At 52.2% G+C, this 26,086-nt stretch carries 29 protein-coding genes; 12 read left to right on the top strand and 17 right to left on the bottom strand.

What is annotated here, in order from left to right; all coding sequences use genetic code 11:
* The first annotated feature begins 377 nt into the window (after positions 1-377).
* On the top strand, positions 378-800 hold the full coding sequence (gene ndk / locus ACQ0MK_RS03830; RefSeq protein ID WP_022734236.1) for a nucleoside-diphosphate kinase: 423 nt from the start codon (positions 378-380) through the stop codon (positions 798-800).
* 88 nt (positions 801-888) lie between these two features.
* On the opposite strand, the gene ACQ0MK_RS03835 is transcribed toward ndk, so the two are convergent.
* The gene (locus tag ACQ0MK_RS03835; protein WP_430474886.1) at positions 889-1,026 is read right to left on the bottom strand and encodes a hypothetical protein; all 138 of its coding nucleotides are present in this window, start codon (positions 1,024-1,026) and stop codon (positions 889-891) included.
* 339 nt (positions 1,027-1,365) lie between these two features.
* Between ACQ0MK_RS03835 and ACQ0MK_RS03840 the strand changes: the two genes are divergently transcribed.
* Complete coding sequence (locus ACQ0MK_RS03840) at positions 1,366-1,911, top strand: AAA family ATPase (protein ID WP_430474887.1); 546 nt, start codon at positions 1,366-1,368, stop codon at positions 1,909-1,911.
* Between the two features lie 73 nt (positions 1,912-1,984).
* On the opposite strand, the gene ACQ0MK_RS03845 is transcribed toward ACQ0MK_RS03840, so the two are convergent.
* The 4 genes from ACQ0MK_RS03845 to purM all read right to left on the bottom strand — a co-directional run bounded on the left by ACQ0MK_RS03845 (position 1,985) and on the right by purM (position 4,482).
* Positions 1,985-2,143, bottom strand: coding sequence for an aa3-type cytochrome c oxidase subunit IV (locus tag ACQ0MK_RS03845; RefSeq protein WP_430474888.1), 159 nt, complete (start codon positions 2,141-2,143; stop codon positions 1,985-1,987).
* Positions 2,144-2,222: 79 nt separating this feature from the next.
* Positions 2,223-2,603, bottom strand: coding sequence for a hypothetical protein (locus tag ACQ0MK_RS03850; RefSeq protein ID WP_430474889.1), 381 nt, complete (start codon positions 2,601-2,603; stop codon positions 2,223-2,225).
* 143 nt (positions 2,604-2,746) lie between these two features.
* Positions 2,747-3,421, bottom strand: a complete 675-nt coding sequence (gene purN / locus ACQ0MK_RS03855) for a phosphoribosylglycinamide formyltransferase (RefSeq protein ID WP_430474890.1) — start codon at positions 3,419-3,421, stop codon at positions 2,747-2,749.
* Entirely contained in the window at positions 3,409-4,482 is a 1,074-nt protein-coding gene (gene purM, locus ACQ0MK_RS03860) for a phosphoribosylformylglycinamidine cyclo-ligase (protein WP_430474891.1), read from the bottom strand. Before purM ends, purN begins: the two co-directional genes overlap by 13 nt.
* Before the next feature lie 350 nt (positions 4,483-4,832).
* On the opposite strand from purM, the gene ACQ0MK_RS03865 reads away from it, so the two are divergent.
* The 7 genes from ACQ0MK_RS03865 to rnd all read left to right on the top strand — a co-directional run bounded on the left by ACQ0MK_RS03865 (position 4,833) and on the right by rnd (position 12,210).
* Positions 4,833-5,957, top strand: coding sequence for a DUF2066 domain-containing protein (locus tag ACQ0MK_RS03865; RefSeq protein WP_430474892.1), 1,125 nt, complete (start codon positions 4,833-4,835; stop codon positions 5,955-5,957).
* Positions 5,958-6,051: 94 nt separating this feature from the next.
* Complete coding sequence (locus tag ACQ0MK_RS03870) at positions 6,052-7,149, top strand: AI-2E family transporter (protein ID WP_430474893.1); 1,098 nt, start codon at positions 6,052-6,054, stop codon at positions 7,147-7,149.
* Positions 7,112-7,921, top strand: coding sequence for an HdaA/DnaA family protein (locus tag ACQ0MK_RS03875; RefSeq protein WP_430474894.1), 810 nt, complete (start codon positions 7,112-7,114; stop codon positions 7,919-7,921). The genes ACQ0MK_RS03870 and ACQ0MK_RS03875 overlap by 38 nt, the downstream gene beginning before the upstream one ends.
* A 107-nt stretch (positions 7,922-8,028) precedes the next feature.
* On the top strand, positions 8,029-8,529 hold the full coding sequence (locus ACQ0MK_RS03880) for an ATP-dependent zinc protease family protein (RefSeq protein WP_430474895.1): 501 nt from the start codon (positions 8,029-8,031) through the stop codon (positions 8,527-8,529).
* 137 nt (positions 8,530-8,666) lie between these two features.
* Entirely contained in the window at positions 8,667-9,572 is a 906-nt protein-coding gene (gene rimK, locus ACQ0MK_RS03885) for a 30S ribosomal protein S6--L-glutamate ligase (RefSeq protein WP_430474896.1), read from the top strand.
* Between the two features lie 4 nt (positions 9,573-9,576).
* Entirely contained in the window at positions 9,577-10,656 is a 1,080-nt protein-coding gene (locus tag ACQ0MK_RS03890; protein ID WP_430474897.1) for a succinylglutamate desuccinylase/aspartoacylase family protein, read from the top strand.
* 384 nt (positions 10,657-11,040) lie between these two features.
* On the top strand, positions 11,041-12,210 hold the full coding sequence (rnd, locus tag ACQ0MK_RS03895; protein WP_430474898.1) for a ribonuclease D: 1,170 nt from the start codon (positions 11,041-11,043) through the stop codon (positions 12,208-12,210).
* 84 nt (positions 12,211-12,294) lie between these two features.
* Here the strand turns inward: rnd and ACQ0MK_RS03900 are convergent, their stop codons facing one another.
* Positions 12,295-12,882 carry a TetR/AcrR family transcriptional regulator gene (locus ACQ0MK_RS03900; protein WP_430474899.1) on the bottom strand — a complete coding sequence of 196 codons (588 nt, stop codon included), beginning with the start codon at positions 12,880-12,882 and terminating at the stop codon, positions 12,295-12,297.
* 176 nt (positions 12,883-13,058) lie between these two features.
* On the opposite strand from ACQ0MK_RS03900, the gene ACQ0MK_RS03905 reads away from it, so the two are divergent.
* Together ACQ0MK_RS03905 and ACQ0MK_RS03910 are read left to right on the top strand one after the other, a co-directional pair.
* Positions 13,059-13,607 carry a carboxymuconolactone decarboxylase family protein gene (locus ACQ0MK_RS03905; RefSeq protein WP_430474900.1) on the top strand — a complete coding sequence of 183 codons (549 nt, stop codon included), beginning with the start codon at positions 13,059-13,061 and terminating at the stop codon, positions 13,605-13,607.
* A gap of 102 nt (positions 13,608-13,709) precedes the next feature.
* Positions 13,710-14,174, top strand: coding sequence for a DUF1348 family protein (locus ACQ0MK_RS03910; protein WP_430474901.1), 465 nt, complete (start codon positions 13,710-13,712; stop codon positions 14,172-14,174).
* A 330-nt stretch (positions 14,175-14,504) separates the two neighbouring features.
* Here the strand turns inward: ACQ0MK_RS03910 and ACQ0MK_RS03915 are convergent, their stop codons facing one another.
* Both ACQ0MK_RS03915 and ACQ0MK_RS03920 read right to left on the bottom strand, forming a co-directional pair.
* The gene (locus ACQ0MK_RS03915; protein ID WP_430474902.1) at positions 14,505-14,960 is read right to left on the bottom strand and encodes a nuclear transport factor 2 family protein; all 456 of its coding nucleotides are present in this window, start codon (positions 14,958-14,960) and stop codon (positions 14,505-14,507) included.
* Positions 14,957-15,820: an SDR family oxidoreductase gene (locus tag ACQ0MK_RS03920; protein ID WP_430474903.1), complete on the bottom strand. Its 864-nt coding sequence runs from the start codon at positions 15,818-15,820 to the stop codon at positions 14,957-14,959. The genes ACQ0MK_RS03915 and ACQ0MK_RS03920 overlap by 4 nt, the downstream gene beginning before the upstream one ends.
* A gap of 102 nt (positions 15,821-15,922) precedes the next feature.
* Here ACQ0MK_RS03920 and ACQ0MK_RS03925 point away from each other — a divergent pair, with 102 nt between their 5' ends.
* Positions 15,923-16,837 carry a LysR family transcriptional regulator gene (locus ACQ0MK_RS03925; protein ID WP_430474904.1) on the top strand — a complete coding sequence of 305 codons (915 nt, stop codon included), beginning with the start codon at positions 15,923-15,925 and terminating at the stop codon, positions 16,835-16,837.
* Positions 16,838-16,930: 93 nt separating this feature from the next.
* Here ACQ0MK_RS03925 and ACQ0MK_RS03930 read toward each other — a convergent pair whose 3' ends face one another.
* From ACQ0MK_RS03930 to ACQ0MK_RS03970, 9 genes are all read right to left on the bottom strand, one after another.
* A complete protein-coding gene (locus ACQ0MK_RS03930) occupies positions 16,931-17,512 on the bottom strand; it encodes a CatB-related O-acetyltransferase (protein WP_430474905.1) in 582 nt (193 codons plus the stop codon).
* Entirely contained in the window at positions 17,502-18,401 is a 900-nt protein-coding gene (locus ACQ0MK_RS03935; RefSeq protein ID WP_430474906.1) for an NAD-dependent epimerase/dehydratase family protein, read from the bottom strand. Before ACQ0MK_RS03935 ends, ACQ0MK_RS03930 begins: the two co-directional genes overlap by 11 nt.
* Positions 18,398-18,934 carry a dTDP-4-dehydrorhamnose 3,5-epimerase gene (rfbC, locus tag ACQ0MK_RS03940; protein WP_430474907.1) on the bottom strand — a complete coding sequence of 179 codons (537 nt, stop codon included), beginning with the start codon at positions 18,932-18,934 and terminating at the stop codon, positions 18,398-18,400. Before rfbC ends, ACQ0MK_RS03935 begins: the two co-directional genes overlap by 4 nt.
* Positions 18,931-20,163 carry a methyltransferase domain-containing protein gene (locus tag ACQ0MK_RS03945; RefSeq protein WP_430474908.1) on the bottom strand — a complete coding sequence of 411 codons (1,233 nt, stop codon included), beginning with the start codon at positions 20,161-20,163 and terminating at the stop codon, positions 18,931-18,933. Before ACQ0MK_RS03945 ends, rfbC begins: the two co-directional genes overlap by 4 nt.
* A 195-nt stretch (positions 20,164-20,358) precedes the next feature.
* Positions 20,359-21,246 carry a CDP-glucose 4,6-dehydratase gene (gene rfbG / locus ACQ0MK_RS03950; RefSeq protein ID WP_430474909.1) on the bottom strand — a complete coding sequence of 296 codons (888 nt, stop codon included), beginning with the start codon at positions 21,244-21,246 and terminating at the stop codon, positions 20,359-20,361.
* 5 nt (positions 21,247-21,251) lie between these two features.
* The gene (rfbF, locus tag ACQ0MK_RS03955) at positions 21,252-22,022 is read right to left on the bottom strand and encodes a glucose-1-phosphate cytidylyltransferase (RefSeq protein ID WP_430474910.1); all 771 of its coding nucleotides are present in this window, start codon (positions 22,020-22,022) and stop codon (positions 21,252-21,254) included.
* Positions 22,023-22,064: 42 nt separating this feature from the next.
* Positions 22,065-22,958, bottom strand: a complete 894-nt coding sequence (locus ACQ0MK_RS03960; protein WP_430474911.1) for a glycosyltransferase family 2 protein — start codon at positions 22,956-22,958, stop codon at positions 22,065-22,067.
* Positions 22,959-23,087: 129 nt separating this feature from the next.
* On the bottom strand, positions 23,088-24,407 hold the full coding sequence (locus tag ACQ0MK_RS03965; RefSeq protein ID WP_430474912.1) for a DUF1835 domain-containing protein: 1,320 nt from the start codon (positions 24,405-24,407) through the stop codon (positions 23,088-23,090).
* A 171-nt stretch (positions 24,408-24,578) separates the two neighbouring features.
* Entirely contained in the window at positions 24,579-26,057 is a 1,479-nt protein-coding gene (locus ACQ0MK_RS03970; RefSeq protein WP_430474913.1) for an exopolyphosphatase, read from the bottom strand.
* Positions 26,058-26,086 lie beyond the last annotated feature (29 nt).

Consider the following 26,086-nt stretch of genomic DNA (forward strand, 5'->3'; position numbering starts at 1 on the left):
TTTTTCGGTCGTTCTCTTGGTCGGTTCCGGGGAATCGTCAGGAATTCTGTGCCCTCAATAGGGCAGAGTGCGCTTGGAATCAAGGTTTCTTGAAAGTGTAACGGCTGGTGATCGGGGAACATGCGGGTCGATGCAACTGTCGGGAAAATCGCAGTTTTGCGGGTTTCGGGGCGTTTTGATTGTGCATTGTGGACGGATGCACCTACCGCAGGTCTGGATTGCGCGGGCCGAACTATCTGTTGCGTTGCGATCAAACCCCGTTTATATAGCGCCAACCTTCGGGTCTGTAGATGATAAGGGAATGCTTATGTATGTTCCTTTATCTTCTGCAGACCCGTCTTTGGGTAAAATTTTTTATAAGTAGCTAGGTGAAACCAATGGCTGTCGAACGCACACTTTCGATCATCAAGCCGGACGCAACGCGCCGCAATCTGACTGGCAAAATCAATGCCGTCATCGAAGAAGCCGGCCTGCGCATTGTTGCGCAGAAGCGTGTCGCTCTGACCCGCGCTCAGGCTGAAGGTTTCTACGCAGTTCACAAAGAACGTTCGTTCTTCGGCGAACTGGTAGACTTCATGATTTCCGGCCCGGTTGTTGTCCAGGCTCTGGAAGGCGAAAACGCTGTTGCGACGTATCGCGAAGTAATGGGCGCAACCAACCCGGCAAATGCCGAGGAAGGCACCATTCGCAAACAGTTTGCAGAATCCATCGAAGCGAACTCGGTCCACGGTTCGGACTCGCTCGAAAATGCTGCAATCGAAATTGCATACTTCTTCGCACAGACCGAAATCGTCGGCTAAGCGTTAGAATACCCGTTCCGGTTCATCCGGAACGAAAAACGCCCCGCAAATTGCGGGGCGTTTTTTTATGGCGAATTGGACGATTTAATCAGTCGATCAGGATTGCGGCCATCAAAAGCAGCAGGACCGCGATGGAGATCACACTCCAAAGCATAAACTTGGTCCAGTGGTGCCAGCCTTCTTCGTGTACGGCGACAAGATCGGTATCGTAATCGCTTCCTTGCATTGTTTCCTCCCCGATTGTTTCGGAATATTTGGGGGCATGGCACCCCCGTTATCACGCAAAGATAACGGAGAAATCTTAGCGTTATTTAACCTATGGGTGAATAGCTTTTATTTTTATGTCTTTTTGTGCGCTGCGAAGAACTGGACACGCTTAAATACCTATGCCATGATTTTCGGATGGAAAACGTCATGACCCTTTGTGCTACCTGCACCGCACGAATTTTTACCGCCTTTCATAGATAGGCGGGGTAGGAGCGTTTTGACCATTTGATACCACCCGCCGGAGAGGCGGGTTTTTTGTGGCTGTCTCCCGGCCAAGTCCGAAACAGGAGACACATCGATGCCGCAATCTGGATTAACCCATCCCCGAAATCCGCGCAGCGCACCTGACCCCGCAACGCCAATGCTGCATATGATGTGCGGCAAAATTGCTGCGGGAAAATCGACATTGGCGGCCGAACTGGCACGTAAACCCGGTACGGTTTTGATTGCCGAAGATGAATGGCTATCGACCCTGTTTGGCGATCAGATGGGGTCAGTTGGGGACTATGTGCGCCTGTCGGCCAAGCTTCGTGCGGTTATGGGGCCGCATATCAGTATGTTGTTGCTTGGCGGAGTGTCTGTGGTGCTGGATTTCCAAGCAAATACAGTAAGTTCGCGCAACTGGATGCGCGATGTGTTTGAAGATGTCGGGGCAGGGCACAAGCTGCATTTTCTTGATCTGGATGAAGATATTTGCATGCAAAGACTGCGTGCGCGCAACCTTGCCGGGACGCATCAATTTGCTGCCAGTGACGCGCAGTTTTATCAGATATGCGCGGCATTTGAACCGCCAAGCGATGATGAGGGATTTGATATGATCACCTATGACAGCGACACGATCTGATCATAAAAAAAGCTGCCGAAATTCGGCAGCTTTTAAATTCGGATATCATCCCGGATCAATGCCGGTTGGCAGATCACAGAAGGAAGGTCGCCATCAGGATCAGAATGGCGATCACTGAAATGGTGCCCCACTTCATAAAGACGGTATAGCCGTTATAGATATCGACGTGGGTTTCGGTGAGTTCGTAATCGTTACCCTGCAAACTTGCCTCCTGCGATTTGGGATTTTTCAAATGTATATCCACGAAGTTGGTGCAGTGCAAGACGTCAATTAACCGTTGATATTATTCCTTTGACCAAGATCACACCGGCTTATCTGCCAGTTTCCTTGCAGGCAAAGGGCAGAAACGATCCGGTGGCACCTTCATTCATCAATTTGACCGCCATCAGGTTGGCATAATCAAGTTCGCCCGGACTGTTGGGACAAACGTAACTGCGTTGGGTGCAACCAGATGCGATGAAGGCGGTTTCTTGATCATCAAACAGCGCACTTGTTGTGTTTTCGGGCATTGTTGCGCGGGTTTCATCGCGGTGCTGTTGATAAAGCGCGCATTTGGTTTCACGCCAGCTTGCAGTTTGGGCCGCGGTTTGAGCTGCACTTTGAGCTGTGCTGTGGGTAAGCGACAGGCCGATCGGCAGGGTGAGGGACACAAGCATGAGGCCAAGGACGGCATTGCGAACGGATTTCTTCATCGGGGCGCCTTTGGGGATCGTTGGATAAGGTAAGTGGCACGCGTAATCTGGTGTGAAATGGTAAGTTCGCAAGCAGTAGGCATGAAAAAGGGCGGAAAAATCCGCCCTTAAAACATCTTGCGCAACCAGCGCCAAAGGTTCTTTCAGCCGGGGTCAAGCACCGGATTAAACTCGGCCATTTCAGCCGGTTTGGCATCGGCGACGGTGACAATGCCCTTGGCATCAACCGATACACGCCCATTAGCGATCCAGCGGATGACCTGCGGATAGATTTTATGTTCCTGCCGCAAAATACGCTGGGCCAGTTTGCCTGCGTCATCACCCGGAAGAACCGGAACAACGGCCTGTGCAATGATCGGTCCTGAATCAACTTCGGGGACGACGTAATGCACGGTGCATCCGGCAAATTTCACCCCGGCATCCAGAGCTGCCTGATGCACATGCAAGCCCTTGAAACTTGGCAGAAGGGAGGGGTGGATATTGATCAGTTTGTCTTTCCAGCGTGTCACGAAGCTTTCACTGACCAAACGCAGGTAACCGGCAAGAACCACAAGGTCCGCACCGCTTTCTTCGATCAGGGCACTGACTGCTGCGTCATAGGCTTCGCGCCCGCCGGGATAGCCTTTGTGCGAAATGGCTTCGGACCGGATACCGGCGTCGCGTCCGCGTGTCAGGCCACCTGCATCAATCTGATTGGAAAAGACCAGAACGACTTCGGCGGGATAATCCGCCGACTTGCAGGCATCCAGAATGGCCTGAAGGTTCGACCCGCCGCCTGAAATCAGAACGGCGAGTTTTAGCTTGGTTACTTTTCCCATGAACGGGCCATGTTTTTAATCACGACCTGTGGGCCATCGCCTGCACGCGGACCAATCACGCCAATCTGGCTGACGGTTTCGCCATGTTCGCGCAAAAAAGCTTCGGCTTCGTCGGCTTTATCCGCCGGAACAACAACGCACATGCCAATGCCGCAGTTAAAGGTGCGCGCCATTTCGGTGGCCGGAATGCCGCCATTTTCGCCCAACCATTTAAAGATCGGAAGGTATTCCCACGTGCTGGCGTCAAAGACAGCGGTCAGGTTTTCGGGCAACACGCGCGGAACGTTTTCGGTTAGCCCGCCGCCGGTAATGTGGGCAAGTGCCTTGACCAGACCAGCCTTATGAACCGCCAAGCAGCTTTTGACATAAATTTTGGTGGGTTCAAGCAACGCTTCGCCAACGGTTTTGCCCGGTGCAAACGGGGCGTCATCGCCGTAACCAAGGCCCGCCTTGTCGACAACCTTGCGCACCAAAGAATAGCCGTTGGAATGAACACCGCTTGAGGCCAGACCAAGGATTACGTCGCCCTCAGACACGTTGGAGCCATCAAGAAGTTCACCGCGTTCAGCCGCACCGACAGCAAAACCGGCAAGATCATATTCGCCGTCGGCATACATGCCCGGCATTTCGGCGGTTTCGCCACCGATCAATGCACAGCCAGCCTGTTTGCAGCCTTCGGCAATACCCGCAACAACGTCGGCGGCATTATCGACCGAGAGTTTGCCAGTTGCGAAGTAATCAAGGAATAAAAGCGGTTCAGCACCCTGAACGACAAGATCGTTCACGCTCATGGCGACAAGGTCGATCCCGACGGTGTCGTGTTTGTCGGCCAGAAAGGCGACTTTGAGTTTGGTGCCGACACCATCGGTGCAAGAAACCAGAACCGGATCATTATAACCGGCCGCTTTGAGATCGAACAAGGCACCGAAACCGCCAAGGCCACCGGAAACACCAGCGCGCGTGGTTGCTTTTGCAAGCGGTTTAATGCGTTCAACAAGGTCATTGCCAGCATCGATATCGACACCGGAGTCCTTATAGGTAAGGCCGTTAGAGGCGGTCATATTGGTGATCCTTGGCATCAAGCATGCATGAAAAAAGGGCGGCATAACCCGCGTTTTTAATCAGTACGTCCTGACGTCCAACTGTCACTTGCGGTCCGGGTCGCAGCAAATATGCTACTATTCGACCAATCCGCCTTACTGACGTCTTTAATCAGATGTAAGAAACAGGTGTGTCCTACTGATAAAAAACGCGGGCTTGATAATTTCCGCTGGGCCGAAAATACTCAAACGCGGACAATATGCAATGATCACCTGCGCATGACAGAGTTTTCTTTGCAGAATGCCTGCAACATGCCACAAAGAGCATTACATAAAATTCAACAAGATACGATTAGGACAAAGAGGCATACGTGCTTACTTCATTGAAAAATATCAAGTTGTTGGCTGGCGCCGTAACCATCTCGGCGATGATGGCATTTCCTGCTTTCGCGCAGGACATTTTTACCGTTACCGGTGTTCATGTCGATGAAAGTGCAGAAACAGCCGCCGCCGCACGTGAAAAGGCGCTTGAGATTGGTCAGCGTCGTGCATTTGAAGAAGTGGTTGCGCGCTTGACCCTGCCAGAAGATCGCGCCGGACTTGCGTCACCTGACACGGGCGAGATCACCAATATGGTGCGCGATTTCGGTGTTTCGGACGAGAAAACATCGTCTGTACGCTATATCGCCGATATGACCGTTCGGTTCAAAGATGACGAATTGCGCAGATATCTTCGGTTCCGCGATATTTCATTTGCTGAATTGCAGTCCAAACCGGTGATGATTGTGCCGGTCTATCGCACGTCCGGCTATGTCACTTTGTGGGATGATCCCAATCCGTGGCGTGAAGTCTGGTCGCGGAATATCGCAACATCCGGACTGGTGCCGATCAAGGCGCCGATTGGTGATCTGACCGATATTGGTACGGTTTCGGCCGAGCAGGCGGAAAACGGCGCGATGGACCAGTTGTCGATGTTGGCAAAACGTTATGGCGCGGATGTTGCCGTGGTTGCCAGTGCCGAGATTTCCGGACCAACCGGTGGTGAAACCGTCAATGTTTCGGTCACGCGGTATGATCCGAATGGTGCGCCGCAGGTCTTTGGCGTGCAGGAAAGCACCTTGCCCGATGAGACGCTTGAAGAAACGTTGGTGCGGGCGGCAAAATCCGTACAGGATCAACTGGCCGATGGCTGGAAACGGGCAAACCTGATCAATTACAGCACGGGCGGTAGCTTGATGGTGTTTATTCCGATCACGGGTCTGCAAGACTGGGCCAAGATTGAGGACAAACTGGTCGGATTGCCGGTGGTGCGCAATTCGCGTGTTGTCGCCATGTCGCGCCGTGAAGTGCAATTGTCGCTGGAATTCGTCGGCTCGACCGATCAGCTTCAGACAGCCCTTAATCAGCAGAACCTTAATCTGAGCCGGATGGGTGAATTGTGGTTCATTCAGCCAACAGGGTCTGACCGGTTGCAGGGCTTATCGTTGGGCGGGTAACGAGATTACCCTTGCTCATCGGGCAGGGGACCGACATCCATCAGTATTTTTCGCCATACGTTTCGGGCGTCTGGACATCAAAGGGGAACCAGACATGAGGTTGGGTCAACAGGCACGATTCTGGCTTATTTTCATGATCGGGTTCTTTTTCCTGGTCTGGCTGTTTTCAAGCATTCTTTTGCCATTCGTCACCGGGATGGCGATTGCCTATTTCCTTGATCCGCTGGCAGACAGGCTTGAAGAACGCGGTACAAGCCGAACGGTGGCGACCAGCATCATCACGGTGTTGTTCTTCCTTGTGTTTGTTCTGGTTCTTTTGCTTGTCGTGCCAATGATTGGCAGCCAGCTTGCCGGGTTCCTTGAACGGTTGCCGGGCTATGTTGATGCGCTGCGCACCAATGTCGCGCCTTATTTGCAGCACATCCTTGACCGGGTTGCGCCGGAAACCCTGCAAAGTGTTTCTGATGCGGTAAAGGGACAAAGTGCCAATGCGCTTAAATGGGTCGGCAATGTTTTGACCAATGTGCTTTCGGGCGGGTTGGCGTTGCTGAACTTTGTCAGTTTGCTGTTCATTACCCCGGTCGTGTCGTTCTATTTGCTGCGCGATTGGGACCGGATTGTTGCCAAGGTTGATAGTTATCTTCCGCGCCGGTCCGCGACCGATATCCGCCAATGTGCCCGCGAGATTGACGAAACCCTTGCGGGCTTCGTGCGTGGGCAGGCGACAGTTTGCGTCTTGCTTGGTCTGTTTTACGGTCTTGGCCTGACGCTTGTGGGGCTGGAGTTTGGCTTTGTCATCGGGTTGATGACCGGGCTTGTATCCTTTGTGCCGTATTTTGGGATGTTTGCCGGGTTTGCGGTTGGCATGGGGGTTGCCATCGCGCAGTTTGGCTTTGGCCTTGATCTGGGGCTGGTTGCGCTGGTGTTTGGTATTGGCCAGGTTCTTGAAGGTAATTTCCTGACACCCAAGCTGGTTGGGGACAAAGTCGGACTACATGCGGTCTGGGTGATGTTTGCCTTGCTTGCCGGTGCTGCGGTGTTTGGGTTGCTTGGCGTGATGCTTGCCGTTCCGGTGGCGGCTGTGATTGGTGTGCTTGTGCGTTATAGCTTAAGACAGTATCTCGACAGTCGGTTATATGACCATGGACCGGACCATGACGATGATGGTGCGGTCGCAAACGGCGAGAAATGAAACCACAGTGACCCGGGCGAAACACATAGCGGCGGATAAAACCCCCAAGCCAGGTGCGGATGTACAGGCTTTGCCCGATGCTGTGATGGCAGAGGCTGCCCCGCAGCAATTGCCGCTTGCGCTTGAAATGCGTCCAGCACTTGGTCGGGATGATTTTATGGTTGCCCAATGTAACCGCGAAGCCGTTGCCTGGATTGACCAATGGCCGAAATGGCCGGTGCCGGCATTGTGCCTGTATGGGCCAAAGGGGTGCGGGAAAAGTCATCTGGCCGAAGTGTGGCGGGCGCGATCGGCGGCCTTGAGCGTTGCGGCGTCTGATCTGCGTGATGCCAATCCCGACACGTTGTTGGGGGATGCGCAGGGTCTTGTGATTGAAGATGCCGATAGCGGCATTGATGAAAAGGTCTGCTTTCACCTTTACAACATGCTGAAAGAACGCCGTGGGCATTTATTACTGACCGCAACCCAGCCACCGGCACGGTGGAAGGTCGATTTGCCCGATTTGAAATCACGGCTTGGCGCGGCATTGGTGTGTGAAATTTCGCCACCCGATGATGATCTGATTGTTGGATTGTTGTTAAAGCTGTTTGCTGATCGGCAAATTCAGGCGGGTCCGCAGACCATCAGTTATATTCTGCCGCGTATCGAGCGATCCTTTGCCTCCTTAAGCGAACTGGTCGCGGCAATTGATCGCCGTGCCTTGGCCGAAAAACGTGCAGTGACGCTGCCGCTGGTACGCGGCGTTATAGACGAGATGCAAAATCCGTCGTAACGACACTGCATTGCTTTGATCTTGAATGCGTCTTTTGCGTTAAATTCATAGGTCGATCAGCTGATTACCGCTATATTCAAGGCACTTTCAACCAACGGACAGTGCATGTGAGCCCACAACGTCTTAATGTAAAACCATCCTTAAAAGTCCAAACCGATACCTTGATTGACGGCGGTCATGTTTTGGGGTGGCGGGAATGGATCGGACTTCCGGACCTTGACGTTCCCCTGATCAAGGCCAAGGTTGATACAGGGGCGCGGACGTCGTCGTTGCATGCGTTAAACCCGACACAGGTTGAACGCGATGGTCGTGACTTTGTTGCGTTTACCTTGCCGCATTACCGTGGCGACGGGCATGGTCGAATCCAGTGTCTTGCACCTTTGGTCGAGCGTCGCGAGATTCGTTCATCAAACGGAAAAGCCGAGAAACGGTTTGTTGTGTCGACGCATATTGTTGTCGGGCATCACAAATTGAAAGTTGAAGTATCCCTTGCGAACCGTTCAATCATGGGCTTTCCCATGCTTTTGGGGCGCACAGCAATGAAGGCAGGGAGATTTTTGGTGTTGCCATCAAAATCTTATCTTGCAGGGAACCCAGAACAGAGTTAGATGCGCAGAAGAACGATCATGGACAGGAACAAAATGCGTCCAAGATCGTTTTTTCTTTCTGACAGTATTTTTAGGTCCGGCAGACGGTCATTGATCGTTTGTGTGACTGTTCATGCCGACCCACGGGAGTTCATTGTATGAAAATCGCGATGCTTGCGCGTAACCCTAATCTCTACTCCCATAAGCGGATTGTAGAGGCCGCTGAAGCCCGTGGGCATGAGATTGATATTATCAGCACGTTGCGTGTCTCGATGAATATCACATCAATGAAACCCGAAATTTATTACGGCGGCGACAAGCTGGTTGGTTATGAAGCGGTGATTCCGCGTATCGGCGTTTCGGTGACCTCTTTCGGTCTGGCGGTTTTGCGTCAGTTCGAAATGATGGGGGTTTATCCGCTTAATGAATCGGTGGCGATTGGCCGTTCGCGCGACAAATTGCGGTGTTTGCAGATCCTGTCCCGTCGTGGTGTTGGCCTGCCGGTGACGGCCTTTGCCCATGATCCAAAGAAAACCGACGAGGTGTTGTCGATTGTCGGTGGCGCACCTGTGGTGATCAAGCTGCTTGAAGGTACCCAGGGTATTGGTGTGGTTCTTGGCGAAACCGAAAAGTCGGCCAAATCCGTGATCGAGGCTTTCCGAGGGGCGAGCGTTGATATCATGGTGCAGGAATTCATCAAGGAAGCCGGCAATACCGACATTCGCTGCTTTGTGATTGGTGGCAAGGTTGTTGCCAGCATGGAACGCACAGGCGCCGCAGGTGATTTCCGGTCGAACATGCATCGCGGTGGTTCGGCCCGTTCGATCCGTATCACCCCGCAGGAACGTTCAACAGCCGTTGAAGCAGCCAAGGCAATGGGGTTAAATGTTTGTGGTGTCGATATTCTTCGCTCTAATCATGGGCCTGTGGTGATGGAAGTTAATTCGTCACCGGGGCTTGAAGGCATCGAAGGGGCGACGGGCAAGGATATTGCCGGAATGATTATCGACTTCCTTGAAAAAGATTTCCGTCCGGGCAAAGTTCGGACCAAAGGCAAAGGATGACGGCATGAGCGAAACCGGATCGACCAAAGGAAGCCGCAAATCTTCCAAGGTCCCTGATTTTGAAATTGGTGGCCAAAAAGTTGCTCCAGGTACGCGTCAGATCGTTGATATTCCGATTTCGCTGCTGTCGAACCACACACCGGTTAATCTGACGGTTAATGTTGTTAACGGCAAACGGCCCGGTCCGGTGTTGTTTGTCAGCGGTGCGGTTCATGGTGACGAGATTGTCGGTGTTGAAGTTATCCGCCGTGTGTTGAAATCACCGGCCTTGCGCGGTATGCGTGGGACTTTGTTGGCCGTGCCGGTGGTCAATGCGTTCGGGTTTTTAAACCACACCCGTTATTTGCCAGACCGTCGTGACCTGAACCGGTGTTTTCCGGGGCATGCGCGCGGATCGCTTGCCGCACAGCTTGCGCATTTGTTCTTAACCGAAATTGTCGAGCGGTCTGATTTTGGCATTGATCTTCATTCGGCGGCGGTTAACCGTGTTAACTTGCCCCAGATCAGGGTCAATGAAGACGATCCCGAGATCATGGAATATGCCGAGGCCTTTGGCGCGCCGATCATTTTGACCAGTCCGCTGCGCGAAGGATCATTGCGCCAGGCGGCCCGTGAAATTGATGTGCCGATTTTGCTGTTTGAAGCCGGCGAGGGGCTTCGGTTTGATGAAATGTCTATCCGTGCCGGGGTTTCGGGCGTTTTGCGTGTGATGCGCAAGCTGGGCATGATTTCCCAGCGGACCGTGCGCGAACCGCGGTTGCCATCCTTTAGATCATCAAACAGTCACTGGCTGCGTGCCCCGGTGGGCGGGCTTTTGCGGACATTCAAACTGGCCGGTGAATTTGTCTATGCGGGGGATGTGGTTGCCGCGGTGGCCGATCCGTTTGGCCAGACCGATGAAGAAGTTCTGGCACGCGATGACGGGTTGATTATCGGGCGGACCAACCACCCGATTGTCAATCAGGGGGATGCGCTGTTTCATATTGCATCGATCAAGCGTCATTCAGAAGTTCAGGAACGCATGGATGCCATCGAGATCCATCTGCAATCCGATCCGTTGCTTGATGAAGACGAGATTATCTAGGGTCAGGACCTGTTAATTTGATTGGAATGGCAGGCGTTATATTTGTGAAATACAAGAATAAAGCCTGCAGCGCGGGGTAATCCCCCCGGGCAAAGGGTTTAACGCAGGAGTTTGCAAATATAACACCTGTCCTACGGATCACCCGGATTTGTACGGGCTACTTTGTCGCAAAACCTTGAAAGATGCATATCTTCCTGCGGTCTTGCTTCGCGTATCCGCACAAATCCGGGTGACCATTCAAACCAAATTAATAGGTCCTGACCCTAGGTACTAACCCCAATTCAGACCGTGGCTTATGGTGCCTTACGAGGTTGTGATTGATGAAGATCAGCCCTGCATCGAAGCCACTGGCGAATTGTTGCGTGCAATGTTATAGCAATCGACATGGAACCTATTACAACCACTGAAGAACTGCGCAGCTTATGTGAAAAGCTGCGGGAGTTCGAATTTGTCACGGTCGATACCGAATTCATGCGGGATTCGACCTATTGGCCGCAACTGTGCCTTGTGCAGCTTGCGAGTCCTGAATTTTCTGACAACGGTGCCGCGATCGACCCTCTTGCAGAAGGCATCGACCTGTCTCCGCTGTTTGATCTGATGCAAGACGAAAGCGTGATCAAAGTATTTCACGCTGCCCGTCAGGATATCGAGATTTTTGTCCATCTGTCTGGCAAAGTCCCCCATCCGGTGTTTGATACACAGGTGGCGGCGATGGTGCTTGGCTATGGCGATCAGGTTGGCTATGAAACGCTGGTCAACAAGGTCACACGCAAAAGCATTGATAAATCAATGCGCTTTACCGATTGGTCGCGTCGTCCGCTGTCAACCAAGCAGATCAGTTACGCGCTGTCGGATGTGACCCATCTGCGGGTGATTTTCGAAGACTTCCATGAACGTCTTGAAGCCAATGGCCGTGCCGTCTGGCTGAATGAAGAAATGGAACGTCTGACCGATCCATCGATTTATTCGGTTGATCCGGCCGAAGCATGGAAGCGGCTTAAAACCCGTTCCAACAGCCCGAAATTCCTGGTTGTTGCCCGTGCATTGGGCGAATGGCGCGAAACCGAAGCACAGCGCAAAGACCTGCCGCGCAATCGGGTTTTGCGCGATGATACATTGCTTGATATCGCTGCCCGTCAGCCGATGACCGAGGCTGATCTGGACAAGACACGCGGTGTTGGTCGCAATTTCGGAAGTTCCAAGCCCGGCCAGGCGATTATCGATGCCATCAAGGCTGCCCTTGATAGTCCGCAAGATCAGTGGCCAACGCCAAAACATCGTATCGAGCTTCCGGCTGGGATCGGACCAACGGTCGAATTGCTGAAAGTTCTGCTAAAGCTTTGCGCCGAAGAAAAAGGCGTTGCACAGCGTCTTGTTGCTTCTGGTGATGATTTGCAGAACATTGCCGCAGACGACAATGCCGATGTTCCGGCCATGCGGGGCTGGCGTCGTGACCTTTATGGTCAATATGCCCTGCGTCTTAAACACGGTCAGCTTGGCTTGAAGCTTGAAAATGGTGAAGTTACGTTGGTCGAGCTTGGCGATAGCAGCTAAGCCCAAAAACCGACAGACGAACGGAACGCAAAAACGGGGCCCTTATGGCCCCGTTTTGTGTTTGTGCGGAAAAATAACGAAAGTTCAGTTTGCCGGTACCGGTAACGCGTCATCCAGCAAGGCTTGTGCAACAGATTTGGCGATCTGAGCGGATTCGGTCAGGCCACGGACCTGTGCCGTTACAATCGCACCTTCTTTAAGAAGGGCGAGCTTTTCAGCCAATTCCATAGGGGCAGGGGCCCCGGCCGCGGCACATCGTTTGGCAATATCGTCACGCACGCTTTGCTTATGTTCGATTGCGATGCGGTGGGCAGGATGATTGAGTTTGGAAAACTCGCTTGCGGCATTGATAAAGGCGCAACCGGCAAAGCCCATACCCTTGAAAGCCCGACCTTTGAACCAGTCTTCCAGCGCGTCAAACATGGCAAGCAGTTGGTCGCGTGGGTTTTCTGATGCCTTATCCATTTCACCTGTTAACCAGTCGCGGAACTGTTCATCGCGACGGTTAAGGACGGCAAGGATCAGTTCATCCTTTGATTTGAAATGCTTGTACATCGTCATTTTGGCGACGCCGGATTCGGCCAGAATTTTATCGATTCCGGTCGCATTAAAGCCCTGTGTGTAAAACAGGCGCAGGGCAGTATCAACAAGATCGTCGCGTTTCGACTTCAATTTCATATCTCCAATAGTCAGACCGGTCTGTATTCTTTTGCGGCGAGAACGCCAGAAAAGCAAGCATTTACAATTTCAGAACGATTATTCCGAAAAATATATTTGACAAATAGACAGACCAGTCTGTATACATCTTTCATCAACTGATCAATTCCATCCTGTTTAGGAGAGTTCTTATGACCCGTATTTCACTACCAACGACGATTTCCGCTGCTCCTGTTGCTGCTCAGCCGCTTCTGGAAGGTGTGAACAAACTGCTTGGATCCGTTCCGAACCTGTTTCGTCTGACATCAAACAGCCCGGCTGCTTTGGAAGGGTATCTTGGTTTGAATGGTGCACTTGCAAAAGGTGCGCTTGATGCCCAGACCCGCGAACGTATTGCACTTGCCGTTGCCCAGATTAATGGCTGCAACTATTGCCTTTCAGCACATACCTATCTCGGAAAAAACCTTGCCAAGCTTGATGATGCCGAAATCGCGGCCAACCGGAATGGTGGTTCGACGGACGCGAAAGCCGATGCTGCTGTTGGTTTTGCTGTGGCGCTTGTCCAGAAACGCGGACAGGTCAGCGATACCGACGTTCAAGCGGTCAAAGAGGCCGGTTACAGCGAAGCCGAACTGGTCGAGATCGTTGCCCATGTGGCTTTGAATACCTTGACCAACTATCTCAACGAAGCCTTTGGCACGCCTATTGATTTCCCGGTTGTTAGTGCCGCTGCGGCCTAACATTCAGGAATGCCCCGGTCGACGGTTCCCCCCAACCGCTTCGTTGCCCTTCAGTCGACCGGGGCCCCTTTTTTCGCTGTCAGTATTTAAGGAACCTGAACCATGTCACGACCACCATTGCCTCCCTTTGATTTAGAAACGGCCAAGCAAAAGGTTCGCATGGCTGAGGATGGCTGGAACAACCGCCAGCCGGAACAGGTTTCGCTGGCCTATACGGTTGACAGTCGTTGGCGCAACCGTGCCGAGATTTTTGAAGGGCGCGACAAGATCGTCTCCTTTCTGACCCGTAAGTGGCAGAAAGAGTTGAATTACCGTCTGATCAAGGAACTCTGGGCATTTCAGGAGAACCGCATCGCCGTTCGCTTTGCCTATGAATATTCTGATGATAGCGGCAACTGGTTCCGGGCCTATGGCAACGAGAATTGGGAATTCGATGAACACGGTCTTATGCGGCGCCGCGTGGCCTCAATTAATGACAAGCCGATATCGAGCGAAGAACGCCTGTTTCATTGGCCGCTTGGACGTCGTCCGGATGATCACCCGGGATTGTCCGAGTTGGGACTTTAATGCGCTGTAGCGACTCTTCTGCCAAGTCCCCAAATCCCCAAGCTTGAGGCGGCAGGGAAGGCCAGCAACCCTGATCAAGGTCGGCGTTGAACCGTGCTCCCCACATGGGACGCTTATCTCTATCCGCAAAGGATTACGAACATGATTGTCAAATATACGCTGTTTTCGATTACGTCCACCGCCTTGCTTTTTGTGTCCACACTTATGATTTTTGTTCCCTGATATCTCTCAGGAATGCCTCCCTGAAAAACTTGAACGGGGCCATGACGGCCCCGTTTTTTTGTTTTCGGCTGGTTCAAAAATCCACTGGGATACTCCAGCGGGCAAACTCTAGAACATGGTGTTGTCATGGGCCTGTTCAGCGGGAACCGGCTGGGAAACATCCCAATGTTCGACAATCTTGCCATCCTCATCGAGACGGAAAATATCCATCACCGCACTTTCGCCCCCTGCAGTGGTTGAGCGGACATGCACGGCGACCAGATTGCCCTGGGCAATGGTGCGGATGATCTCGGCGCGGATGGTGGCGTCCGAGTTTAGCCAGCCCGTGATGCCGTCACGGAAACCGTCAACCCCGTCTGCGACAAACGGATTATGCTGAATATATTCATCGCCAATATATTTCGTAATCGCGCCTTCAACGTCATGCTGATTGAACACAGTGTCATAAAACGCAACGACATTGGTTGTGTTGCGGTCTTCGATCTCACCGGCATGAAGTGGCTGCATTGTGCTTAGGCTGAGGGCAACGCATGCCGATGCCAAAAGGAACTTTGATCGGATCATTTGAGTGCTCCGGTCATAAATTCCTGCACGCTTTGCGGGGCGCGGCCGACAACGGTTTGGAAATCATTGCTTACAGTCGCGTAATCCCCCTTTTTCGCGCCGACATAAAGTCCGGCAAGGGCTTCGACGAGATGGTCCGGCAGGCCAAAGCTGCCTAGAATACCGGCATGAACCTCGGCCGGAAGATCAACGAACTTGACCGGTTTGCCTGTGGTGTCTGCGATATAGCGGGCAATTTCGCTGTGGGTGACGGCTTTGCCACCGGTCAGATCATAGGTGGCGTTCACGTGTGTTTGCGGGTTGGCGAGAACCATTGCGGCGGCTTCGGCCAGATCATTGCGGGTGATATAGGTGATTTTTGCATCCCCCGCCGGGGCACCAAAATCGCCGGTTTCAAGCGCGTGGGGGACACCCGCCAACAGCAGATCCGCATAGAAGCTGTTGCGCAGCAGGGTGTATTTCAGGCCGCTTTCCTTGATGTAGTTTTCCGTATCCAGATGAATGGCGGAATAGGTGAAATCAGCATCAGCGCGCGGGTCAATGATGCTTGTATAGACCAGATGTTTGACCCCGGCGGCTTTGGCGGCATCAATGGCCGTTCGGTGCTGGGCAATTCGGGTGGCATTGTCGGCTTCTGCTGAAATGATCAGCGCGGTTTCCACATCCTTAAAGGCAGCGGTCATCAGGGGCAGATCATCAAAATCACCATGGCGGACGTCAATCCCCTTGGCCGCAAGGTCGGTCGCCTTGCCCGGTGTGCGGACACTGACCGCAATGTCGCTTGCGGGAAGGTGGTTCAGAAGGTGCGTGACGACAAGGGTGCCAAGCTGTCCGGTTGCGCCTGTAATCAGTGTTTTCATTTTTCATTCTCCGATGTGGTGGTCAGGCGTTGCCTGTTCATGGGAGAAATTTGCGCGCAATCATACATATGATCAATTCGATTAATATGATAATATATATGCATGAGTATCGATGAGTTAGACCTTGATTATCGTTTGCTGCGGTTGTTCCTGACCATCTATGACGAGGGATCAGTGACCGCTGCGGCCAATCGGCTTGCTGTCGGGCAGCCAACGGTTAGTCATGGGCTGGATCGGTTGCGCCAGATTATTGGTGATCCGCTTTTTGTGCGGTCAGGCCGGTCAATATCGCCGACGGCGCATGCTGATGAAATCGCCCCGCAGGTGCGTTTGTTATTGCAAAACATGCGTGATTTGACCCGTGTGGTGACGTTCGATCCGGGCACCCCCGATCATTCTGCGCGGTTTGTTCTGGGGACGAACGATTATGAAGTCGCAGTCATTTTACCGACCTTGATGAAGCGCCTTGATCGCTGTTCGGCGGACATCAGGCTTAAAATCATCCCGATTACGGGCGAAGAACAAATGATCAATTGGCTGCGCGATGGCACCATTGATCACGCGATCAGCATCGAGTCATCCGGCAAGTATGGTGACATCACGCAGCAAGGATTGTTTGAGGAGCAGACGCGGTGTTTTTATGATGCACCATTCCACGATACACCACCCGATACACTTGATCGGTATTGCGATGCCAAACATGCGCGTGTGATGCTAGGTGCGAATGAAAACTCGGCCGTTGATGATGTTTTGCGCGGTCTGGGCCAGTCGCGCAAAACAGTGTTACAGGTCTCAACCTTTGCCAGTGTCGCCAATATGATCCGTGGTACGAACATCATCGCGACCCTGCCATCGCGTCTGTCGGAATGCATGATGCAGGGCTTTGCACATTGTGACTTGCCGCTTGATTTTCCTGATTACAGCTTTGCACAATATTGGCACGTCCGAAACGCAGCAAACGCCGCACATAAATGGCTGCGCGGCGAGTTGTTCAAGATCAGTCGAAATTTACCATAGATCGTTTTTATCGGACTTGATGATTGGGAGAAGTAAAGATCTGGTTGTTTTCGAGTGAGAGTAGGAAGTTTTGACTGACGAAAACGACTTGATTTACTTAGATGGGGCACCGTCGATAAATGTGTCGACGTCTCCGTAAAGAAGCTGAGATTTTTCTTTCAGCTCTGCGTCGCTTAGTTCCCACCAGCGTGTGGCTAAAAGCTTTTGAATTTGATGATCGTCAAAGCGTTTCCGGATTACCTTGGCAGGGTTACCACCAACAATGGCATATGGTGGGACATCTTTGGTGACGACAGCACCAGCGGCCACGACAGCACCCGTTCCGATCTCTACGCCGGAAAGGATGATGGCTCTTGCGCCAATCCAGACATCATGACCAAGGCTAATTGATCCTTTGGTGATGGCGTCATTGTTGCCTTGATCTATATTCCAAAGCAATGTTTTGAAAGGGTAGGTACTCGGCAGGTTTAGGGGGTGATCGACCTTGCACAAGAACAGGACGTCAGGGCCGATCGAACAGTATGATCCGATTGTTAAGGTCGCATCTGGTGAGGCTCCGGCGACCATATTTTTACTGAGACCATAGGAATGCTTGCCGACGAACACGTTTGCCGGAAGTTTGAATTTTTTGTCTGGCAGGCCCAGAAGTTTACGCAAGCGATGTTTAAGCTTCATGGTCTTTCCACCATTCGATGCAGTTTTTCAGCGCGGATGTAAGGTCAAACTTCGGCTGGAAGCCAATGGTATTTTCAAGGATGTCAGTATTGGCAACCAAGTAAGGCGGGTCATCTTGCCTGTCTGGTAGGCTGCCGGCAAGAACAGTGCCGCGCCCGATGAGGTCATGAAGACTGTTTGCAACCGACAGCAGGCTATGGCCTTCGCCACTGGCAATATTTACGATGCCGTTAAATTGGCTGTCTAGCACCTGCGCGAACGCTGCCCCAGCGTCGGCGACATGCATAAAGTCCCTTACCTGTGTGCCCGAACTCATTCGAGCGGCTTCGTTCGCCAGCAGGGCCTTGGTGACAGAAGGAACGAAGCGTGCCGGATTTTCGTTTGGTCCGCATAACAGGAAAAGACGCCCCCAGGCGATCGATGCGCCTTGTGCATTCAGATCAAGACAATGGCGCGCAAGGGTGAGTTTTTCTTGTCCGTAAAGTGTTGCTGGTGCGCAAAAGGCATCTTCACCGAGTTTTGCGCCGTCTTTAGAATTCAGCCAGTCATATTCAGCACAGCTTCCCGCCAGTGTCGCGCGCGTGCCGCCAGCATCAAGGAAACGACTTAGCAAATCAATCGACGCTTTGCGCCAATCAGGATTGTCTGGAGCATTCCAGAAATGCCCGTGCTTGGTTTGCCAGGCAAGATGGACCAAACCGTCCGGGCGTTCATCACGGATCAATTGATCCCTAAATGTCGGATCTAAAAGATCGCCGGTAACATGGTGCGACGTTGGTGTGGCAGGGGCTGATCGCCCGCATGTAATGACATCATGTCCGGCAGCAATGAGTGTCTTAAAGGCATGGGGGCCAATGAGGCCATTTGCACCGGTGACCAAGACTTTCATTTCTGGCGCTCATAGTCCGGGTAATTTGCGTCGCGATCGTTGATGACCTTTGGGGGGCTTGGCCATTCAATCGCAAAGGCAGGATCGTTCCAGCGAACGCCTGCTGCCAAGTCTGGAACAAAGGGTGCGCCCATCAAATACATGACTTCACTGTCAGGTTCTAGGGTCAGGAAGCCGTGAGCACATCCAGACGGGATGATGAATGACTTGCGGTTCTGAGCAGATAATTCCGCAGATACCCACTGGCAATAGGTTGGGGAGCCTTCCCGAAGGTCGATGACAACGTCAAATATCTTTCCGGAAATGCAGCGAACGATTTTGGGATCGCCTACCGGGTTGCGTTGAAAATGCATTCCGCGCAAGGTGCCCGATTGATGGTTAAAAGACAGATTGGCTTGTTCTATTTCGAAGGCGTGACCATTTTGTTTGAGTTCTTCGACGCAAAATGATCTTGCAAAGAATCCACGGTCGTCTGTGAACTTCTCAAGTTCGATAAGCTCAACGCCTGCGATATCTGTCTTGGTAAAAATCATCGCAGAACGGCCACTTCGGGAACAGCAACAAGGAATTTCCCTCCCCAGTCCTGAACGTAAGAGACATCTTTCATGATTTCGCTCTGAAGGTTCCAGGGCAAGATCAGAACGTAATCAGGTTTGGCATCTTTGAGTTTGTCAGGTGCATGAACGGGGATGTGGCTGCCTGGCAAAAGGGTGTTTTGCTTGTGCGGGTTAGCATCAACAACAAAGTCAATCAGCCCGGTATCAACACCGCAATAGTTTAAAAGCGTGTTGCCCTTTGCCGCTGCCCCATATCCGGCAACGGTTTTTCCTACGGCCTTGGCCTTTTTAAGGAATGCGAGAAGGTCATCGCGGATTTTACGGACCTTGGCGTCAAAGCCTTCGTATGCGGCAAGGGTCGCGATACCAGCAGTTTCTTCCTTGGCGCGGAGGGCTTTGAGGCGATCCGTTTCGGCGCGCGTTCCGCTGGCTTTCTGCGCCCAAATACGCAAGCTGCCGCCATGGGTGGGGAGTTCTTCGACGTCAAAGACTTTAAGGCCGTTCAATTCAAAACATTTTTCAACGGCATATAACGACAGATACGAAAAATGCTCGTGATAAATTGTATCGAACTGCGTTTTTTCCAGCAGGTTCAAAAGGTGCGGGAACTCAAAGGTTGCAACACCGTCATCCTTAAGAACTGTGGCGAAACCAGATACGAAATCATTGATGTCAGGAACATGCGCCAGCACATTGTTGGCGGCGGTCAAATCAGCCTGCCCGTATTGGGCGACGACATTTTGCGCCGTCTCTTTGCCAAAGAATGCGACAAGACTGCGAACACCTTTTTTTTCGGCTTCTTTAGCGACGTTGGCGGCGGGTTCGACCCCAAGGACAGGGATAGATTTCTCGACAAAATGTTGGAGCAAATAACCGTCATTTGAGGCGATCTCAACCACAAAGGACTGATCATTCAAGTTCAGTTTTTCGGATGCATTTACGCAATATTTGCGTGCGTGTTCGACCCAGCTGCTTGAGTAGCTGGAGAAATATGCATAATGGCTAAAGATGTCTGACGGTGGAACGACGTCGTCAACCTGAACGAGAAAGCAGGTACTGCAGACTCTGGCATGAAGGGGATATCGAGGATCTTTTGCATCTGTGCGATCAAGCGGAACATATGAGTTCGCAAGCGGGCTGAGCCCAAGGTCAACAAGGGTGTGCGTAAGATCCGTTCCGCATGCGCGGCAGGTTGGCGTTGTCATTTGGTATCCATCATCGATTCAAACGAGGTAATCTGGGCCTCGGTTATTATATGCATGTTCTGGCCATCCAGATGTGCCTTGTGCCAATCGACAATCCATTGAACACACGTCTCCAGATTAAGGCGTGGTTGCCACGAAAGGGTTGTGGTCGCAAGGCTTGAATCCAAGGCAAGGGTTCGTGCTTCTTTGCGGGCCTCAGCACCCGTCTGGTGTGCTGTTTTTGAAGCCCCCCCCCCACGTATCAAGGACCAGTCGTGTTACGTGTTCTACAGTATGAGATTCTTTGGGGCCGAAGTTCAATGCTGGAACGGCGCTCTGTCCTTCGACAGCAGCTTGCAGATACATCAAATAGCCTGCTACCGGTTCAATGACATGCTGCCAAGGGCGCGTCGTGCCGGGATTGCGGAGTTCGACATCTTGTCCATGTGAAGCTGCGCGGATGATATCGGTCATCAAGCGATCTTCGGACCAGTCACCACCACCCACGACATTTCCAGCACGCGCTGTTACCAGCGGAATGTTACGGGCACGGAAATAGCTTTGCTCAAAACTGCGTGCGACAATCTCTTGGCATCCTTTTGACGCACTATAGGGATCGCGGCCGCCAAGTGGATCGCCTTCACGGAAAACAATATCGCCGTGGGCCTGATCATAACTGTCATTGTCGTAGGCCTTGTCGCTGGTCACGACGAGAATGCCCGATACTGTTTCACAGTTTCGCAAGGCATCCAGTAGATGCGCCGTCCCCATTATGTTGGTCGCCATGGTTTCAACCGGTTCACGGTATCCGCGGCGTACCAGCGGCTGGGCGGCCATATGCAAAACCAGTTCCGGCTTAACCTTGTTGATCATGTCGGCGACGGACGCGCGATCACGCAGGTCTGCAATTGTTTCGGACTCATAGGAAAGGTCAAGCAGGTCATGTAGGTTCGGTTCTGTATCTGGTGCAAGTGCAAAGCCATGGACTTTCGCACCCATCTGCATCAACCAGGCGCCGGCCCAACTGCCTTTAAAACCGGTATGACCTGTCAGTAAAACACGTTTTCCAGACCAGAATTTATGAAGTTTTTCACTTGGAAGCATGCTGATTACCAAGCCTTCCAAGGGGCATCACCCGTCGCCCAGAGATTCTCAAGCAACTGTTTTTCACGAAGTGTATCCATCGGTTGCCAGAAACCGTCATGGCGCCAGGCAGAAAGTTCATCATTGTCGGCAAGATTGCGTAAAGGCTCTGCTTCCCAGACAGTTTTGTCTTCTTTGATTTCACTTAATACGGATTTGTCACAGACAAAAAATCCGGCATTAATCCGTGCACCATCGCCAAGTGGCTTTTCTTGAAAAGCAGAAACCTTGTCGCCATCAAGGACGGTCGCACCAAAACGACCGGGGGGAGACACAACGGTCATTGTCGCCTTGCGCCCCTGCTTTTTATGGAATTCGATGCTGGCGGAAATATCAACATCACCCAGACCATCACCATATGTCAGGCAGAACGGTTCGTCATCGTCAAGATAGTCGGCAACACGTTTGATGCGACCACCTGTCATGCTGTTAAGGCCTGTATCAACCAGTGTGACTTTCCACGGTTCAGCATTGGCGTTGTGATACTCTAGCTGGTTGGAGGCCATATCGATGGTGACATCCGCATGATGAAGGAAGTAATTGGCGAAATATTCCTTGATCACATAGCCCTTGTAGCCAAGGCAGATGACGAATTCGTTCACACCATGAGCAGAATAGATTTTCATCAGATGCCATAAAATCGGCTTGCCGCCGATTTCGACCATTGGTTTTGGCTTGACGGATGTTTCTTCGCTTAGTCGGCTGCCATACCCGCCAGCAAGAATTACTGCCTTCATTTGAAAATATATCCACTCATTCAGGTTTGTTTGCCAATAACGTTAGCGGGCGTTCGCGCGGGGTAGTTTGGATGCTCTTACACCTATGACGGCTGCGATAGAGCCAAATGAGCGTGCCAAATCTCGCCACGCTTTTGCGCGGTGCATGGTAATTCCATATAGCAAAGCTTTTCCGGCAAATCGAAGCGCGTATCGGATACCAAGACAGCTTCCTGCGGTCCGTCCTTTATATTTGGTTTCAAAGTATATTCTGGACCATGCAATGTTCCAGAACTTTTCCCAATAATAGGCGCGATTGGGCCTGACGGACCCGCCATTCAAATGGGTGACGACAGATGAGGACACCAAGATGAGGCTGTAGCCTGCCTGACGCAAGCGCATACACATGTCATCATCTTCGTAATAAAGGTAGATTTCCGGATCGTAAGAGCCGATTTGTGACATGACATTCATGCGCACAAGGTTGACCGCGCCTGAAAGAAATTCGACAGAAATTGGGCCTTCTGGAACGCAGTCATACGCCGATTTTCCATATGACTTACGTTTCCATAGTTCAACATTGTGGCTGGGTTCTATGTTCCCATCACCATCCTTGTGGATGGGGCCAAACATTGCGGCTTCGGGATAGGTGTCTGCTGCTTCGACCAGTGCATTGATGGCATCAGCGGTCATTAATGAGTCTGGGTTTGCAAGCAAGGCGAATTCTGTTTTGACAGCAGCCAAGCCCTGACTTGCCGCAGCCCCATATCCAAGACCCGTTTCATTTCGGATGATCTGCGCATCAGGACGAATGGCAGCGACAATATCAAGGGTGTCGTCACGCGACGCATTATCAACGACGATCAAAGGAAGGTCAGCAGGCAGTGACTTTAACAAGCCACCAATGACCAGCCCCCCATTATGGGTAATTGTAATTACAGTCGTTCTTGCCGCCATCAATACTTCCTATGTACTGCGTTCTTTCTCTTTGGGGCTGAACATATTCAATCTGCCTACAATGTCCAATGAGAGATTGTTCATCTTGGCAATAAAATGAACAGCGATGCAGATAGGGGGATGATGTTTTTACAAAACCCGTTTTGAGGCACTTGTGACCTGTATGCCACCAACCCAGCGAATGCCGGTGAAGTTTTCAAGGAAGTTGGTTTTGCCTGCCAATGTTGCCGTGCCGGTTTCGGTAAGGGTGATGGTCTGGTCTGTCCAGTTTTGATCGGGGACATCGGATGTGATGGTGAATAGGGGATCATTGCAATCCATCATCCGTTGGACATCGGCCCAGAACATCAAATTCCCCAAATAGGGCAATGGATCATAGCTTCGCATTAAGTGTCCGAACACTTTGCCAATTGTCAGCGGTCCGTGATCCTGAATGATTTGTAAGGTCAACTGTTGGGTTAAGCCAAGGCCGGTATTTGGATCTGGCAGTTCGGCGTGATGACGTTTGAGGGCCTTGATCATATGAGGCAGGGGCTGGGCGGTGGGCGCTGCTTTGATGAATGTTGCCAAATCAAGAGGCGTTTGGGATCGAATGGCGGACCATGCATCCCGGCCAAAATTTATCATGTCATCTGTAATCGGCACCCGGTGGTTTTCCCAACACCAGATCAGAAGTTCTGGCGAGAGTTGCCCCAGCCCGATGAAACGATCAATACCGGGCACCTTCTCAACCGAGATGACTTCGATCCGGGTCTTGGGCCGAGTGGTCGCGATGAAATCCATCAGAAACGCCAGAATAAGCTGGTCGTAGCTGTCATGTTCGAACCACAAGACGACCTGTTCGTAATCGCCCAATGTTGCAAGCGATGCGTATTCCAGATGGCTTCGTGCCAGGGCGTCCTTTGGCGTGATGTGATAAGCATCGGCGATGAAGTCCGCACGGATCTGGATGAATTGATCGAGTGGTAGGTTGGGGACGGGGCCCTGACAAAACGGATCGGCGAATTCAAGGAAGTCACCGACAAATCCGGCAATGTTAAGCCCGTGACGGATATCTGATCCGCAGCGCAGATGCAGCGTTGTTTTGGCATCAAGGGTCGGCAGCGTGCCCTGCGTGATCTGACGGTTGCGTTCAGAAATCTTGTCGATATGGGCCTTTATTTTAGGCCAGCTGCTAAACCCGTTTTCGCGCGCGATGATTAACTGTGCGTCGGCAAGTTTGAGGGCGGGGATTTCTGGATGGGAGACGGGATGGCCGGCATTTTTGAACCGGGCGAGGGCACCGGGTTTGCCATTTTGCAGATCGCGCAAAAGTTCCTTGGCACGTTTACGCTGCTGTTCAAGGTTGAGGCGGCCGTCAAAGATCGGGCTTTTGCGGGGTGGTGGCGTTGCTGAGGTTTGTTCGGTGTTTTTGGTGTTATCGGATTTCGATGTGCGCGAAGCAGACATACGATTCCCCTGTTTATAATGCCTGTGTCCGCAAGACAGGCAAGGAAACCGTGTGTTTCAATGGTCGATACCGGGCGCAGCCCTTTCCGCGGACGGGGTGCTTGGAAAGCAGCCCCAAAATAACGGGTTTATCCGCAAATGCAAAGAGTTCTGGTTGGCGTGGCCTTGAAATTACGCCAAGCGGACTTCGCTTTCGCGGTTCATCAATTTGGCCAGTTTGTTAAGGCGCTGTTCGACGACTTCGCCGTAGAGGGCAGATGCCTTTTTTTCGAACTGCAGGACCAGTTTGTCGTTTTCAAGCAACAACCGGGTTTGCGGCAAAATGCCTTCGACACCGCCTGAAAGCGTATGGCCCAGGCGAATGACATGGCCAAACAGGCGGCCGGTAAGGCGATTGTCTTCGTCCAGAATACGGTCGCTTGAAGAATCACCTTTGAAATTTCCGGTATAGCGCGACCCTATAGTATAGGCCAAAAGCACCCGGTCATGATGGTTCAGATCAAGATAGGGATGGCGCAAAATGCGGTTATAGCTTTGGATGGCACGGTAATCAGGATGTTCGTTCCAGCCGATATCACCGATGATGCAGGCCGCAAGACGCAGGCGTTCGATATTGGCCGGGAGTTCGGCAAAAATCGGTGCGCACCAACGTGCGACTTCTTCGCCGTGCTGGTGGAACCGTTCGCCGTCTTCGGCAAAGCTTAGGCAGGCGTCAAGCAACGGATCACGTTGACGTAAATCTTCGGGCAGGACTTCATACATCCAGCCTTCGCGTAGCCCATGGCCGGAAAAGACAACTTCTTTTGGGCACATGCGGGCCATCAACATATTCATCACAAGGGCCGCATGGGGCAGGCTGTCGATACGGCGTTTTGAAACGCCGCCAACCTTTTCAAGCGACACCCGGCTTTGCTGCGAAATGATATGGGTCAGTTCATCCATTTCAGATCGCGGCATGGCCAGATTATGCACGACCGAAATCGGATAATCTTCCTGTGCAATGAACAGTTTGGCGATGGATCGCCATGATCCGCCAACGGCAAATAATTGCTGTCCTGCAGCTTCTTGTAGCCAATCGACACTGTCAAGATGTCGGGTAATCTCAGCCGTCAGGCGCGCACGATCTGATCCGAAAACAGCCTGTAGACGCATCGCCCCCAAAGGCAGGCTGACGCGTTTTTTGATCTCGCCGTTTTCAAGCAAAACAAGTTCAAGCGACCCGCCGCCAATATCACCCATGATGCCCGTAGCAACGGGATCTCCGGAAATAATGCCAAGGGCCGAAAGACGGGCTTCTTCAAGCCCGTCGATCACCTTCACCGTTAATCCGGTTTCCGCCGCGACGCGATCACAGAATTCCTTGCCGTCGCTTGCGGCACGAACTGCCGCGGTTGCAAGAACATCGATGCGGGTGACTTTCATCGCGCGCAAAAGTGTCGCAAACCGGTGCATGGCAACAACGGCAAGCTCGACACCTTCTGAGTTGAGCTTGCCGGTATCTTCGGGGTCGCGCCCCAATCCACACATGACTTTCTCGTTGAAAATCGGGACGGGGGCACGTGTCATGCCATCGAAAATTACAAGGCGTACCGAGTTGGAGCCAACATCAATGATCGCGATGCGGTTGGAAGCCCGTTGGTCAGTTAGCATACTATTGATGGCACCTGTTGGTCGTCTGC

The organism is Thalassospira lucentensis (assembly GCF_050516545.1).
Taxonomy (GTDB): Bacteria; Pseudomonadota; Alphaproteobacteria; order Rhodospirillales; family Thalassospiraceae; genus Thalassospira; species Thalassospira lucentensis_C.